This window comes from Pirellulales bacterium (assembly GCA_019694455.1).
Lineage (GTDB): Bacteria > Planctomycetota > Planctomycetia > Pirellulales > JAEUIK01 > JAIBBY01.
This window is the reverse complement of the sequence record JAIBBY010000018.1, coordinates 62,151-76,117: the sequence shown is the minus strand read 5'-3', so window position 1 is coordinate 76,117 and position 13,967 is coordinate 62,151. Positions and strand designations below refer to the sequence as shown.

Here is a 13,967-nt window from a genome sequence, read left to right as displayed (position 1 = left end):
CGGCCGTTCGCCTGCCCGCTGCGAACGGCCGAGGTTTTTTGACCCAGAGATTTCAGCGGCAAGTAGTTCAGCACGGTAGATGATCGCGTTTCGACAGGATTTGGTTTTTCAGCGCTAAGGACGCCAGCGATGCGACGCACCGCATTCACGCTCGTGGAGCTATTGGTTTCGATTGCGATCATCGGAATCTTGATTGCGCTGTTGCTGCCGGCGGTGCAATCGGCGCGCGAGGCAGGACGTCGGGCGACCTGTGCGAGTCATCTGCGGCAGATTGGCTTGGCGCTGCACATGTATGGCAATAGCTGCGGCTACCTGCCGCCCGCCGGGCGCGAGCAGTTTAGCGGCTTCGTGAGCATCTTGCCGTTCTTGGAGCAAGACGCGCTTCACGAGCGTTACGATTTTCACGAGGATCCGCTGGCGATCACGCCGTCGAACACCATCAAGAACGTGATTCAGCAGACGATACCGGTGTATCTGTGCCCCTCGATGACGCTGCCGCGCGAGGTGCCCGAGGCCAACGTGTTGTGCGCGCAAGAATCGGGCGCGCCGGCCAGCTATGCCCTGAACGTCGGGTCGAACAATCCCTGGCCGTTGGCGGCAGTGTACAACGGCGCGTTCACCAAGCCGCCGTATAAAACGTCGGTCGGCATCATCAGCCAACTCGATGGCTCATCGCACACGCTGATGGTGGGCGAGCTCGATTTTGGCCTGGAGAATTTCAAGTTCACCTCCTGCGTCGAAAAATACGACCAGGTGCGCGGCGGCAGCACCATGTGGGGGATCGGTTATCCAGGGCATAGCTGGGCCTCCACGTTCGGTCAATTCAACAGTGATCGGGTGGTGGTGCCAGGGACGAATTTTGAGTGGGGGACGTTCCGCGGCGATCATCCGGGGGGCGTCAATTTTGTCTTTGCCGACGGCTCGGTGCGGTTTGTGCCCACCAATGTGGACGCTTCGGTGCTCGACGCGGCCGCCACGCGCGACGGTCATGAAGCCAACCACGATGGGCTGTGATGGCGATGACACCGTTGGGCAGCGCCGTCGGAAACGCGGCCACTGTGGACTATTGGCGCTATTGGCGTCTGTGGCGCTGGCCTGCGGTTGCGGGGGAGAGCCGAACGAGCGGGTTGCGGTGTCGGGCACAGTGCGGCTGGATGGACAACCGCTCGACGGCGCCGCCATCATGTTCATTCCCGCGGCGGGAACCAATGGCCCCAAGGCCGCGGCGGCCATCCACGCCGGGCAGTACGTGCTGAAGCAGGATGAGGGACCGGCCGCCGGAAAATTGCAGGTCGAAATTTGGGAGACCGAGCCGAGCATCGCTCCTGGCGAAAAGCCGCCGGCCAAGCGCCCGGCGGAACGGATACCCGCCACGTACAACCGAGAGTCCACTTTGTTAGTCGAAACGGTCCAGGGGGGACCAAACGAATTTCATTTTGAACTGAAATCCGAGCAACCTACTTCGCGGAGATGAATACCATGCGCACCGCAACTAAGTGTTTGATCTTGCTTCTGTCATTGCTGCTCGCGCGTCCTGCGGCGGCGCATTTTGTGTGGGTCGATGTGATCCCACAATCCGACGCGCTGCGCCAGTTGCGCGTTTATTTTTCTGAAGGGCTGGAGCCCGGCGCGCTGCGCCTGGTTGACCGTCTGAAGCCGACCGAGGCCTGGGTGATTCGCGAAGGGGGCGAGCCCAAGGCGGTTGAGCTGACAAGCTGGAAAGACGACGCCGGCGAAACCGGCGCGCTGGTGGGCGAGGCGCCGGTGACCGGCGACTACGTGGCGGCGGCGCGCTGCCAATACGGCGTGTTCGAGCGCGAAGGCAAGGCCATGCTGCTCAACTACTACGCCACGCAATGGCTGGGACCGATCGACAAGACTTTCGCCAGCGGCAAGCTTGATCTGGAAGTGGTGCCGGCCTTGGCCGATGGCGGCATCACCCTCACCACGCTCTGGCAGGGCAAGCCGCTCGCCGACGCCGAGGTGGTGGTGATTGATCCGGCGGGCGAAAGCCACGACCACAAGACCGATGCGGCCGGCGTGGTGCGGTTGTCGACGGCGGCGCCTGGCGTGTACGCCATCCGCGCCAAGCATGTCGAGGCGGATCGCGGCGGCGAACTGGACGGCAAGCAGTACACGCAAACCACGCATTTCGCGACCACCTCCTTCAAGATCATCGCCCCGGCGACCACGGCCGCAGCCGAGTCGGCCGAAGCCATTTTGGCCGGCGCCCGCGAGCACCGCGCCGTGTGGGACAACTTCCCGGGCTTCGTGGCCAAGATCGAAGTGAAGCTGGATGAAGAAACCAAGGAAGGCGAGCTGCACGTCACCGCCGATGGCGATGTGGAGCTCAAGGGTATCGGCTCGTTCGGCGCGGGATTGGTCGATCGCCACCTGAACTCGCTGGTCATGCACCGCATGCCGGGATCGCAGTTCGACAATGGCGCGGCCTTTGATGGCAGCCTGTCGCACGTGCTGGGGCCGCGCGTCAAGCTGTCCGACCCGCAGATGGGCAGCGTCTACCGAATTCGCGATCGGGTGGTGACCGAGGTGAATCGGGCGATGGGCAAGCAGCACTTCACGATCAGCGTGCTGGATGTGGACTTCAACGCCGAAGGCAAGTACATGCCGCACGCGTTCACGGTCAGCTTTTGGGACGAAAAGACCGGCGATCTCAAGCTGACCGAGACCGTCTATCACGAGTGGGTGCGCCTCGGCAAGTTCGACCTGCCGGCGCAAGTGACCGTGGTGGGCTGCGGCGACAAGAATCGCCGCCAAGTGCTGCAGATCGTGTTTAGCGATCACCGCTTGCAGGCGGGCGAGCAGGCCGCGCGCTAGTGGTTGGTTAACCAAGTCTTGGTCGGGCGTGTCCGACCTGGGAGCCGAGTCATGCGATATAATGACTACGGCCACCATGCGGACACGCCCCAATGACCAAACCGCTTCCATCCGCCGACGAACCCGTTGCACCCAGTGGTGGCCTTGCGCCGGTCTTCGCCGCGCACGAGCGGTCGTTCGAGACCAACCGCTTCGTCTATCCGGTGGTGAGTCGTCGCTCGGGCGGACTATCGATCGGCGTTAATCTCAATCCCGACAAGGTATGCAACTTTGATTGCATCTATTGTCAGGTGAATCGCGTTGAGAAGAGCGAAACGCGATTTGTCGAAATCGATCCGCTGCTGGCGGAACTCGACGGCATGCTCGGCCTTGTTCGCTCCGGCGCGATCTGGCGGCAGCCGAAGTTTCGAGAGACGCCGGGCGCATTTTGCCGGCTGAACGACATCGCGTTCTCTGGCGATGGAGAGCCCACCACCTATCGCAATTTCGACGAGATTATCGAGCGCTGCGCCAGTCTTAAACGCGCGCACGGACTCGACGAGGTCAAACTGGTGTTGATCACCAACGCCAGCATGTTCCACCGCCCGCACGTCGAGCGCGGACTGGAGATATTCGACGCGAACCAGGGGGAGATTTGGGCTAAGCTCGACGCCGGCACGGCGGAGTACTATCACCTGGTGGACCGCACCACGATTCCCTTTCAGCAGATTCTCGACAACATCACCGCGGCGGCGCGGCGGCGGCCGCTGGTGATTCAATCCTTGTTCATGCGGGTGAATGGCCAGTCGCCGACGCCGGCAGAGTTGGACGCATATTGCGATCGATTGCGCGCGATCGTCGCCGCCGGCGGGCAAATTCGACTGGTGCAGGTCTACACCGTGGCGCGGCGCCCGGCCGAATCGTACGTGGCCCCACTGGCCGATGCCGAGGTGGACCAGATTGTCGAGCTAGTCAGAACGCGCGCGCAGTTGCCCGCACTGGCGTATTACGGGAGACAGTCGGCAGACTGACGCGGACAACCGTTACGACCGACGCCAACGGTTTCGCTCGGAAAGCTGGTCAAGCCGGACGATTCACCACGGCGAGCTAGACTTGCATGGGCCGATCGATTTGCGCGGCGGCGTCGTATCTCCAGGGGAAGCATACGGCGGCAGCACGCCGCGCGGTATCGCGATCGGCGCCGTTTCGCGAGCGGTCTTTCATGCGTCATCGCAAATTCATTGGCTGGTTGCGCGACGAGCGTGCCGTCACCTCGACGGAATACGCCGTGCTGCTTGCGCTGCTATTGGGCGTGATGACCAGCAGCATCAACTGCCTGGGCCGCGTGTCGCAAGGCACGTTCGAGCGGGCGGGGCGGTCGATGTCGGCGCCGGCGAAGGCGAGCCCGTAACTAGGCGCATTTACTGGCGCCGGTCGTCGCGAAAGCGAAATGGCTCGCCGCCCAAGAGATCGGTGCTGGCGATGGTGGGGCACCAGTGGCGCTCCACATGCTCGACGACCAGATCGGTGCCACGGAAGTGATCGACCTGCGGACGCATCTGGTGGTTGTACATGGTGTCGGTCAGGTCGCGGACCAGCACCACCTGTTTGCCGAGGTCGACCATTTGCCGAATGGCGAACGACCGGCCTAGCACGCACATGTTGAGATGCACGCCGGCGATGATAATCTGGTCGATGCCGCGCTCGGCCAGGACGTTGAACACCTCTTGACCGTCGTCGCTAATCACGTCCGGTTCGCCAATTTCGATGATCGCGATCTGCCGCTTCCACGGGGAGTGAATCTCGCACTTCGTGGCGCAGTCGCAGCCCATGTCGGAATCGTCGATCGGCAGGTCGGGCTCGCGGCGGGGATCTGGCCAACACCAGCGCGTGCCCCAGCGCATGCTCTGCGACAGCGGTTTGGGCGCCTTGGCATACGGCGCCGTCAGCGCGCGCTGGCGCTGTGGCGTGTCTTGGTAAAACTCCATGCAGGTGCTAGGGGCGTGAATGACCAGCACGCCTTGTTCGCGGGCGCGCTGGGCCAGCCGATTGGTGGGATCGGCCAGTTCGACCACTCGCGCGGCGGCGCCGCGACACCAGTGAGCGTCCCACATGTCGCAGATAATGAGCGCGGTGCGGCGCGGGTTCCAGTGGAGCGCCTTTTCCACCGGCGCGGCGGCAGCGTCGCGACTGCGGGCGTGCAGTGTGAGCGCCGCGGGAGACTCGGCGGCAGCGCCCCGGCCTAAGGCGTGCTGAGCCAAGCAGGCGACCAGAAACATGAGAAATGCCCTCGGCATGGCAATGCTCCACAAGATGACGCATGATGATGGCGCGACGCGTGCTTTGGCCAGCGTCGATTATTGCCGAATTGGGCGAGCCATGCGAATGCCCGCCCGTACCACAATTATGCAAGTCATGCGGAGCATCAACATGCCAACGGCGATCATCCCGCGCCACGGAGTCACAATCCGCGTCTTGAGCCGTTGGAAGCATTTGCTGTGGCTCGGCGCGTATCTGCCGATCGCCGCCGCGGTCCATGCACAACCCGCGGCCGAAACGCTGGCAGAGTCGGCGCCGCCGCGCGTGGCGGCCATCTCCGCCGCGCTGCAACCATTCGTTGAGCGGGGCAATCTGGCGGGCGCCGTGGCGCTGGTTGGCCAACGGGGCAAGATCGTTCATCTCGATGGCGTCGGCCTGGCCGACGTGGAATCACAACGCCCCATGCGCGGCGACACGGTGTTCTCCATCATGTCGATGACCAAGCCAATCGCGGCGGTGGCGGCGCTGATCTGCTGCGACGAAGGGAAGTTGGCGCTGGATGAACCGCTGGCCACCTGGTTGCCCGAGTTCAAGGAAGCGCCGCACAACACGATCACGCTGCGGCATGCGCTGACGCACACCTCGGGGCTGTTCAGCGACCAACGGAACACCGGCACGTTGGAAGCGACCGTGGCCCGACTGGCCAAGCAGAAATTGCAGTTCGAACCGGGCTCTCGCTGGATGTACGGCCCCGGCCTGACGGTGGCTGGCCGCGCGGTGGAGGTCGCGTCGGGCATGCCGTTCGATCAGTTCGTGGCGAAGCGAATTTGCGAACCGTTGGCGATGGACGACACCGGTTTTCGACTGACTCCGGAAGACGAGAAGCGGCTGGCCTCAACCTACGCCTACAATAGTCGCGAGAAGAAATTGACGCGCAGCAAGTTCGATTTCTTTGGCCCCATGGAGACGCGCAGCCCCAACCCATCGGGCGGGTTGTATTCGACCGCGGCGGACCTGTTTCGCTTTTATCAAATGCTGTTGCGGCGGGGGGAACTCGATGGCGTGCGATTGCTCAAGCCAGAAACGGTGGACGAAATGTGCCGCGTACAGACGGGCGATCTTAAAGCCGGTTTCGTGCCGGGCACGGTATACGGTCTGGGGGTGGGCGTGGTGCGCGAGCCCGAAGGGGTGACGGCGATGTTGTCGCCGGGGTCGTTCGGACATGGCGGCATGCTCGGCACCCAAGCCTGGGCCGATCCGCACAACGAAGCCGTGATGATCTTGCTGATTCAGCGAGTGGGTTTGCCCAACGGCGATGGCAGCGAGTATCGCCTGGAGTTTCAACGCGCGGCTGCGGCGGCGCTGGCGGCGCGCCCATAGTGCGCGGCGACACGGTACGACAGCATTGCGCGGGGCGCTATTCGTCCGCGGCGGTTGACGACGGAAATCGCGAGGCGTAGAGCAGGCGCTCCCACCAGCGCGGCAGGCGCCATTGCGGATCGTCGGCTTGGATGGTGCGGGTCTTTCCCTTGCGAGTGCGGGCGAGCAGCGTGCCGTCGGGCAGGCACTCGCTCACGATCCAGAACTTGTCGATGTCGTAGGTGTAGCCGTCGCCGCTCGGTTCCGGAAAGACATCGCGCGCCCGCTGCCCCGGATGGCAGCTTCGCTTGGTGACGCGGTAGATGATGGGGTCGCCGGGGCGAATGCGCTTGTGCATACCCACATGATTATTCGAATGCCCGGCGGATGCAAATTGTCTGCTAGCAGCGGCCGATCAGAAAAAATCCGGATGGGGGGCGCGGCTGCGGGTCGGGAATATCCTTTTCGTTGGTTCAACGCCCTGGAGTAAGTCGTTCGTGGGGGGAGGACGGCTGCCGTGTTGTCATACTCGGCGGGGCGATGCGGCGCGCGCGTTCCTGAAGGAGCGTCGTCGCCGCTCGGTAGCGCGAGGCCACCCAGGGCTGCGGAACGAGCCCGCCCCCTAAGATCAGCGCGGCCAGGGTCAACACAGCGATGCGCTCGCGCGCGCCCATCCCCAGCGACACCGTAGACGCATGCCGAGCGCCTGTGAAGAGGGCGAAGTAGGCGCGCACAACAGCAATGCCATTAATCGCCGCCGTCAGGATTACGCCGATTCCGATAACAGGACTGGCTTCGATCGCGCCCTCCACCAGCAACTCGGTCGCCACGAAGCCCAGGGTGCCAGGGAACCCGGCGCTCGCTAGTCCCGTGAGCAGAAAGCAGACCGCCAGGGCCGGCGAGTGATCGTACAGACCATGGTATTTCGCCAACGACAGGCGCCCAAAGCGGGCCTCCAACGCGCGCAGCGTCAGGCCGAACCCAGCGAGTGACAGTGAAACGGCGATCCACAGAGAAAGCGCGCCAGTCAAACTGATCGACGTGTGCAACTCCAATCCGACGAGGATCAGCGATGCATGGCTGAGGAACAGGTACGCGAAGAAGCGGCGGGTATCCTGCTGTACTACGGCCATTCCGGCGGCATACACGGCAGTGACCAGCGAAAACAAGCCAATGCTTTGCAGTACCCAATCGGGAGCGATCGGCAGCACCAGACGCACGGCTGCGTAGACCCCGCTGAGCGGCGTCACAAACAGCAAGGCATTGCCAAATGAAGCGTGTTCTAACCAATCCGTCATCCAGCAATGCATTGGCACGGTGCCGCAACGGATGAGAATGGCCGCCAATAGCGGAATCGCGGCCCAGACCTGCTGCGACTTGTGCTCCGCTTCAAGATCGAAGCAGGCCCATCCCAGGACGAGCAGGCCTACATATAGCCCCATGTGCAGCGCATAGACGCGGGCCGACCTGCCACGATTGCGCAACTCCGCGTAGGGCGGGATCACGCATGCGACCAACAGACCAATGAGCAACCAAGGTACCGCGCAACTTAGCAGCGCCAATTGCACTGACTCGGAGACTAGCGACCAGGCTAGGGAGAAACGCCGCATCTTCGTCCGGCCAGTGGCCAGCGCGGTAAGGAAATGAAGCAGGGCAATCAGCGCCACCAGCGGGGCGCTGAGCTCATCCAGGCCGAACAGTTGACGGCCGAAGAGACGCGGTTGCACGCTCAGACCACCGTCCGCGGCGGAGGGCTCGACAAGAAATCCAATCCACGCCAGCAGGGTGGCGGCGAGCGTGGCGGTTGTAAAAGCCAAGCCCCATTGGAAGGCGCGGAGGGGGTTACGGAAGCGACTGACCCACAAGGCGCCGATCGCCGGCAGGATGATCGCAACTTCGAGCCAGGGCGCCTCCCACATGCTCATGACAGTTCCTCAATCCACTCCACAGTCGGCCTGGCGTGGGCTTGCCGCGATTCGCGGCCGGCCAACAGGTTGATCCAGCGGCGTTCCAACGAGTCGCACCAAGAAAATAAACCAACGAACGGGGCGACAACCCATCTGCCGAGCAACGCATCGAGGTAGCCGCGCTCCAGGGCAAAACGATACAGCCAGGCGCGAAAGCGCGCGGATATTGGAACCAGTCGCCCATTGGAGCGAGGCAGTCGTGAGCCAATGGCGTTCTCGAGCAGGTGGTAGTCTTGCAAGATGGTTGGCGCGCGGAGGAATTGCAGCGCTCGCAAGCAGGCGTTGCCAAGGAGATGAACTAGCGCGATGTAGCGCAGTCCCAACCCGATCTCCGCCACAATAAGGCCAACCTGCACCAGTGACGCAAAGGCCAGCGCTGACTTGATGTCGGTCTGCACGCCACCGACCAGGTAGGCATACAAGGCAGTAATCGCCCCCAGCGCGACAACCACGCAGGCAAGCTCGGCCGAGGCGTCCAAGATGGGGCTGACACGCAGCAGCAGGAAGGACCCCAGGTGGACCGACAGCGCGCCATAGAAAACGGCGCTCGACGGAGTCGGCCCCTCCATCGCGCGCGGCAGCCAACCAGAGAAAGGCACAAGCGCCGATTTGCCCGCGGCCGCGACCAGCAACAGCAACCCCACGACCAGGGCCTGCTCTTCGCCGATGGCGGAGTGTCCTTCTGGCCATGATTCTGGGCCAAGCAGTCGGTCGAAATCGCCCGCGCCATTGAGGTGATGCAGGACGATGGCGGCCAGCAGCAGCGCCGCGTCGGAAATGCGGTAGACGATCCACACGCGCAACCCGTTGCGCACCGGCGCTGGTCGATTCTGAAAATAGGCCACCAGCAGAGCCGACGATAGTCCGACCAGTTCCCACCCGGTGAACAGGGTTTCAATCGTCCCAGCCAGCGAGGTCAACACCATGCCCAGCACAAACAAGGCATAGAACACGAAAAAGCGGTTGTACCCCGGTTCGCGATGGAGGTAGCGGGTGGCGAAGGCCGCAATGACGCCACACAGCGCGAACGACAGAATCACCATCGGAACCGACAGCCGGTCGAAGATCAACTTCACCGTAAAGTGGTAATGCGGGAGGACGACCCAATCTCCCAGCGCAATCACCTCCTGTCGCGTTCCGTGCAGCAGCATCAGGGCGAGGGCGCCCAGCGAGGCAACCAGCCCCAGCACATTGGCCGCAAGACACGCCCGGCCGGTCACCTTCTCGCTGAGCGGATGGCCAGCGAGCGACGCCAACCCCAGGGCGCAAAACAGCAGCGCCGGCGAGGAGAGCGCGACCAGTCCCAACAAGACAATCAATGACGCGTGATTGAGCATTACTGCCAGGTTTCTCCTTCGGCGCCGAAAAAGACTTCAGTTCCTAGACTCAACCGGCCGTCAGGCATCGCCGATCTGGGCGAACTCCAGATGGTCGCGCCGGCCGAGGTACCAATCGACCGATGATCTCGCCCGTGGCAATTGCTCGACCTGCGGTTGGTACTCCTCGAACGCCCCGCCACGAAACACCTGGATTTTCGGCGAGTCGGGATCCAAGGTGGCCAGGCGCACCCAATCGTTGCGGACGAGACGTTCCAAGCCGGGGTTGCGGGCCAGCACCTTGCACAGCAGCTCCGGTCTCGCCTCAATGACGAACAGTTGCCGCACTGGCTCGTGAATCTCCACCATCTGCCAAGGCAGCCCGGTCCGCAGGTCGCTGGCCGCCCCATCCATCACCCCTAATAGAGAGGCCACGTTGTGCGGCAACTTGCTGCCACAGCCATAGCCGGCGTTGTCGACGCAGGAGAAGTAATACTCCAGTCCGATGCCGGCGCAAACAGGGATGGCGGCCTGGAGGATCCGCTCCAGGATCGTGCCTTCGGCGTCGTCCTGCGTCGGGTCGTATGAATTCAGGAACGCGCGTCGGTCCAAGAACAGACCGCGCGTTCGCCGGCGCCGCCCCACAATGGTGACGCCGTTGGTCGCGTGCCCCAACTCGGGGCGTGCTTGCGACAAATCCTCGGATCGGCCTTCCACATGTTGCCGCGCAGACGCGAACGAGAGCGTCAAAGGCGCCGACTCGAAGCGCCGACAGCGCTCGTGGGCGTTGCGGTCGCCGGCGCGCTCGATCAAGGCGTGAACAACGTCCAATTCCTGGCGGTGAGAGTCGGGCACGACGTCGAGATCAAAGAACGTGACCTCCTCGTTGCCAGTGTTGTGCATGCCGCCGACAAAAATTGTGTCGCGCGGGATGCTCAAGCCGCGCTCCTGAAGTTGGCTCCGAACGCGCGGATCGTTCAAAATCTGCGCGATGGCGCGGCCGCTCGGCCCGCCACGCACGCCCCCACAGGCCCCGCACTGATAGGCCGATTCGTGCGGATTGTTCAGACTTGTCGAGCCGTGGCCAAACGTCAACACCAACCGGGCGAAGCTGGAAGTCAGCCCCGTGTCGCGCAGCACCCGCTCCGCGATGGCGGTCATCTCAGGGAGCGTATAGGCAGTGTGGCCGTTGCCAGAAGCGGAGTCTGACGCGGCGCTCTCCAATACCAACCGAGTCGGCGGCGGCGGTAGTACGGCGCGACCAAACCGCTTCCGCAATCGAGCGGTCAACCGTGGGAACAGGGTCCGAGCCACCAGCGGAGCCGTGGCGAACACGCCGCCGATCGCGGAAAGCATGGCCCCCAGGACAAACGTTCGACTGCCGACGTGAATTTGATGCGACGCCAATCCCAGGGTCCGGCGCGCCAGCGCCCAGCTTCGATGATCGTCGGCGCGGCTTGCGTCGACCTGCTCGACGACCCAATGCTGCGGGCGCACCACAACCGGACATAGTGGCGCGAAGTGCGCATCGGACAATCCGCGATAATACATATCAATAAAGTAGAATCCTGCGATGCCAAAGGTCGCCGCGTCCGGGGCCAGTTCCTCGATGTGCCGGCGGAACGATTCCTCGCGATCGTCGATGCAGAACATCGCCTGAAAGCGGGGCGACGCGGGATCGTTGCGCGACTCGCGGCTGTGCAGCGCCAGGGCGTCGAGCGTCTGCGAATAGAAGAACCGTTCGTAAGCCAAATGAAATATGCGCCGCCGTTCGACAGTTGGAAATGAATCCATCTCGTCCAACAGCGCGGCCCATTCTCGCTCGCTCAATTGGGACAATTCCTCGGGCGTCCAGCCCAGTATCTGCGCAAGCTGAAACACCAGAAAGGCCCGCTGCTGAACACTGGGGGGGCGACTGGGGACAACGCGCCGGAGCAGCTCCGCCCGCAATTCGCTTAGCGGCCTTGCAAAGCCCAACTCGCAGCGTGCGACATCAGCCAATGCCAGGCGATCCAGCACGAGTCGAATTGCCAGAAACTCGACCAAACTTCCCGGAGGGATCGGATGGACCGCCCGATCCGGGCGCTCTTCGAGGAACTGGAACATCCCCGCCCAGCCACGCAACACGAGCAACGTAGCCGACAGGTATTCGTCCCATTCGTTTTCCGGCACTCCCAGCAGTTCCAGAGATTCGCGGATCGATTCCAGCGGGCAGATGTCCCTGTTTTCCAGTCGGGCCAGTTCTTGCGGCAACCCAGCAAGCCAGCGTTCTGGCATGTCTCCCGGCATGCGATACAACGCGATGAAGGACCGATAGAATCCTTCGTCTCGCCTCGGCAGTTGCCAGCGCGCCAAGCCCTGATCCAAAAAAGCTCCGCAGAAGCGAATCAGCAGGTCGTTGACCAACAGATCCGGATCTCCGCCAGTCGCCTGAACGAGCAGGTCGCGGGACCTGACAGGAGGCGGCGTGGAGGGCGCGGGTTCCGGCGTCTCCGCGACGCCGCCGCAGCACACACGCCACAGCGCCTGCAGAGTGAACGCTTCCCAATCCCCTTCGCCCCATTTCTCAATCCGATTCGCGCCGAAGCGCTCGATAAGCCCAGTCAGGTTGGCCGCGGGCCGGCGATTCGCCCGCTGGGCACAATCGTCGCCACTTTCGCCGGCCGCTCCCCTGCCGCGCATCTCGCGCATCACCCACCGGCGCGTCTCCGCGATCATGCGGCGCCCGTGCAGGGCGGGAATGTCCTCGCGAAACCGGCGGAGGGCGTCAGTTTCCGCGATGAACCAGAGAAGTTCCTCGGTCGGCCCGTAACGCAGCGGATACTGGAGCATGGCCAGTCGCAGTTCCAGTCGCGTGCACCTCCGCAATACCGCTTCGTCCGCACGGCCGCCCAAATCTTCGCGCAGCACCGCCAGCACGTCCGCGGATCGAATTCGCCCCCGCCCTAACTCCTGGCGGTAGCGGTCCTTGGCCAAAAAAGGCTGGCAATCGAAAATCGTCGCCGCTTGCTTCACCGCTTCGGTGAACGGCAGATCCTCGAAGGCATGCAACGTGTTGTGGTGGATGAAAACGGTGATCGGCCCCTGCGCGGGGAGCAGATGCGCGGCGTGTTCGATCACCTTCAACAGACGGGCATGCAGCGCGCCGTCCTGTTGATCATCGCTGTGACGACGGTTCACAGGAGCCGTTGCATGCTTGGCCGCCGGAGTTGTCATTTGTCGTCGAGTGAAGATTTCGGAGAACGCAAACCGTCGATGCGCCGCCGGGTCGTCGCGCCACAAAGGACCGCGCCACCCCAATACGAACCAAGCCATGGACCCTATGTGACGGATTGTCTGCGGCGGGGGATATTCGACAGCGAGCCCGCGTCAGCTACCGAAATACCTGTCAGCAATTGGCAGTAACTTTAGCAATTCAGTCCAATCGTTGACATAGTGCGCAAAAGACCGGCCATTTTGGGGTGTTTGTAAGCGGGCTTGGCTGATCCGCCCACCAGTTCGGCGCCTTCGACCTACGCACCGCGAGAACAAGCCTCGACAAACTTGCGGTTCAAGTTCGTTTCAATTCTGGCAGCGCCGATTCAGATTTGGTGACAAGTCGCAAGTCGATCTTGCGGTCGCCTTCGCGCGGCCGCGTCAAATCGTCCGTCATCTCCCCAACCTTGCAAACTCGCAATGCGTTGCGCATTTTTTCGCCGGCGCGCTGGCGGCGCGGTGGTCGTGGTCGAACTGATCGGGCCGGCGCGGCTGATGGGCGCGAGCGCGGCGGCGCTGGTGACCCTGGCCTACTTCTTCGTGACATTGCCAAAGTTCGAGCCGCCCGAAGAAGCGATTCCGGGCGAACTGGAACATCGCGCGCCGCTGCTGGCCAAGGCCTGGGTGACGGGCGACATGCGCAAGCTGGTGCGGCTGACCGATAGCTCGCGCGATCGGGAACTGCGCCGCTGGCTGGGCAAGACGCGCATCCAGCCGCGCAAGTCCGCCGCGGGGGACCGCGCCGTGGTCTTTGAGATCGTGAGCATGGGCGATCGCTCGAAGTCGCCGGTCGATGTCGTCGTGCGCATCGGCTCGCTCAACGGCGAGGGCCTGGAGCACTTGTTTCATCGCTTTGTTCGCGGGGCTCAATATCACGCATGTCGTCGTCGATATCGAGCATTGGCGCGCCGGCAAGGATGACGCCGCCGCGATGATCGAGCGCTATCAGGCGATCGACGGGCCGCTAACCGCTGCGTTCCCGCAGGCGGCCGTG

12 protein-coding genes are annotated in these 13,967 nt (G+C 63.2%); 7 read left to right on the top strand and 5 right to left on the bottom strand.

The window, feature by feature from the left end; all coding sequences use genetic code 11:
- Positions 1–129 precede the first annotated feature (129 nt).
- From K1X71_09555 to K1X71_09535, 5 genes are all read left to right on the top strand, one after another.
- Positions 130–1,014, top strand: coding sequence for a DUF1559 domain-containing protein (locus K1X71_09555; protein ID MBX7073379.1), 885 nt, complete (start codon positions 130–132; stop codon positions 1,012–1,014).
- Positions 989–1,474, top strand: a complete 486-nt coding sequence (locus tag K1X71_09550; GenBank protein ID MBX7073378.1) for a hypothetical protein — start codon at positions 989–991, stop codon at positions 1,472–1,474. Before K1X71_09555 ends, K1X71_09550 begins: the two co-directional genes overlap by 26 nt.
- A 5-nt stretch (positions 1,475–1,479) precedes the next feature.
- Positions 1,480–2,838, top strand: coding sequence for a DUF3386 family protein (locus tag K1X71_09545; protein ID MBX7073377.1), 1,359 nt, complete (start codon positions 1,480–1,482; stop codon positions 2,836–2,838).
- Between the two features lie 92 nt (positions 2,839–2,930).
- A complete protein-coding gene (locus tag K1X71_09540) occupies positions 2,931–3,848 on the top strand; it encodes a radical SAM protein (protein ID MBX7073376.1) in 918 nt (305 codons plus the stop codon).
- Positions 3,849–4,039: 191 nt separating this feature from the next.
- Entirely contained in the window at positions 4,040–4,228 is a 189-nt protein-coding gene (locus K1X71_09535; GenBank protein MBX7073375.1) for a hypothetical protein, read from the top strand.
- 10 nt (positions 4,229–4,238) lie between these two features.
- On the opposite strand, the gene K1X71_09530 is transcribed toward K1X71_09535, so the two are convergent.
- The gene (locus K1X71_09530; GenBank protein ID MBX7073374.1) at positions 4,239–5,114 is read right to left on the bottom strand and encodes a cysteine hydrolase family protein; all 876 of its coding nucleotides are present in this window, start codon (positions 5,112–5,114) and stop codon (positions 4,239–4,241) included.
- Between the two features lie 133 nt (positions 5,115–5,247).
- Between K1X71_09530 and K1X71_09525 the strand changes: the two genes are divergently transcribed.
- The gene (locus K1X71_09525; protein ID MBX7073373.1) at positions 5,248–6,456 is read left to right on the top strand and encodes a beta-lactamase family protein; all 1,209 of its coding nucleotides are present in this window, start codon (positions 5,248–5,250) and stop codon (positions 6,454–6,456) included.
- A gap of 37 nt (positions 6,457–6,493) precedes the next feature.
- Here K1X71_09525 and K1X71_09520 read toward each other — a convergent pair whose 3' ends face one another.
- The 4 genes from K1X71_09520 to K1X71_09505 all read right to left on the bottom strand — a co-directional run bounded on the left by K1X71_09520 (position 6,494) and on the right by K1X71_09505 (position 13,033).
- Positions 6,494–6,793: a hypothetical protein gene (locus K1X71_09520; protein ID MBX7073372.1), complete on the bottom strand. Its 300-nt coding sequence runs from the start codon at positions 6,791–6,793 to the stop codon at positions 6,494–6,496.
- A gap of 115 nt (positions 6,794–6,908) precedes the next feature.
- Complete coding sequence (locus K1X71_09515; protein ID MBX7073371.1) at positions 6,909–8,360, bottom strand: oxidoreductase; 1,452 nt, start codon at positions 8,358–8,360, stop codon at positions 6,909–6,911.
- Entirely contained in the window at positions 8,357–9,739 is a 1,383-nt protein-coding gene (locus K1X71_09510; GenBank protein MBX7073370.1) for an oxidoreductase, read from the bottom strand. Before K1X71_09510 ends, K1X71_09515 begins: the two co-directional genes overlap by 4 nt.
- A gap of 60 nt (positions 9,740–9,799) precedes the next feature.
- On the bottom strand, positions 9,800–13,033 hold the full coding sequence (locus K1X71_09505; protein ID MBX7073369.1) for a DUF2309 domain-containing protein: 3,234 nt from the start codon (positions 13,031–13,033) through the stop codon (positions 9,800–9,802).
- A 360-nt stretch (positions 13,034–13,393) separates the two neighbouring features.
- Between K1X71_09505 and K1X71_09500 the strand changes: the two genes are divergently transcribed.
- Positions 13,394–13,894, top strand: coding sequence for a hypothetical protein (locus K1X71_09500; GenBank protein MBX7073368.1), 501 nt, complete (start codon positions 13,394–13,396; stop codon positions 13,892–13,894).
- The last annotated feature ends 73 nt before the right edge of the window (positions 13,895–13,967 follow it).

Bases quoted from the DNA above. Each gene is read 5' to 3' on its own strand.
- K1X71_09510 (MBX7073370.1), bottom strand. From the start codon at position 9,739: ATGCTCAATCACGCGTCATTGATTGTCTTGTTGGGACTGGTCGCGCTC.
- K1X71_09515 (MBX7073371.1), bottom strand. From the start codon at position 8,360: ATGAGCATGTGGGAGGCGCCCTGGCTCGAAGTTGCGATCATCCTGCCG.
- K1X71_09535 (MBX7073375.1), top strand. From the start codon at position 4,040: ATGCGTCATCGCAAATTCATTGGCTGGTTGCGCGACGAGCGTGCCGTC.
- K1X71_09540 (MBX7073376.1), top strand. From the start codon at position 2,931: ATGACCAAACCGCTTCCATCCGCCGACGAACCCGTTGCACCCAGTGGT.
- K1X71_09555 (MBX7073379.1), top strand. From the start codon at position 130: ATGCGACGCACCGCATTCACGCTCGTGGAGCTATTGGTTTCGATTGCG.
- K1X71_09505 (MBX7073369.1), bottom strand. From the start codon at position 13,033: ATGGCTTGGTTCGTATTGGGGTGGCGCGGTCCTTTGTGGCGCGACGAC.
- K1X71_09520 (MBX7073372.1), bottom strand. From the start codon at position 6,793: ATGCACAAGCGCATTCGCCCCGGCGACCCCATCATCTACCGCGTCACC.
- K1X71_09550 (MBX7073378.1), top strand. From the start codon at position 989: ATGAAGCCAACCACGATGGGCTGTGATGGCGATGACACCGTTGGGCAG.
- K1X71_09545 (MBX7073377.1), top strand. From the start codon at position 1,480: ATGCGCACCGCAACTAAGTGTTTGATCTTGCTTCTGTCATTGCTGCTC.
- K1X71_09500 (MBX7073368.1), top strand. From the start codon at position 13,394: ATGCGTTGCGCATTTTTTCGCCGGCGCGCTGGCGGCGCGGTGGTCGTG.
- K1X71_09530 (MBX7073374.1), bottom strand. From the start codon at position 5,114: ATGCCGAGGGCATTTCTCATGTTTCTGGTCGCCTGCTTGGCTCAGCAC.
- K1X71_09525 (MBX7073373.1), top strand. From the start codon at position 5,248: ATGCCAACGGCGATCATCCCGCGCCACGGAGTCACAATCCGCGTCTTG.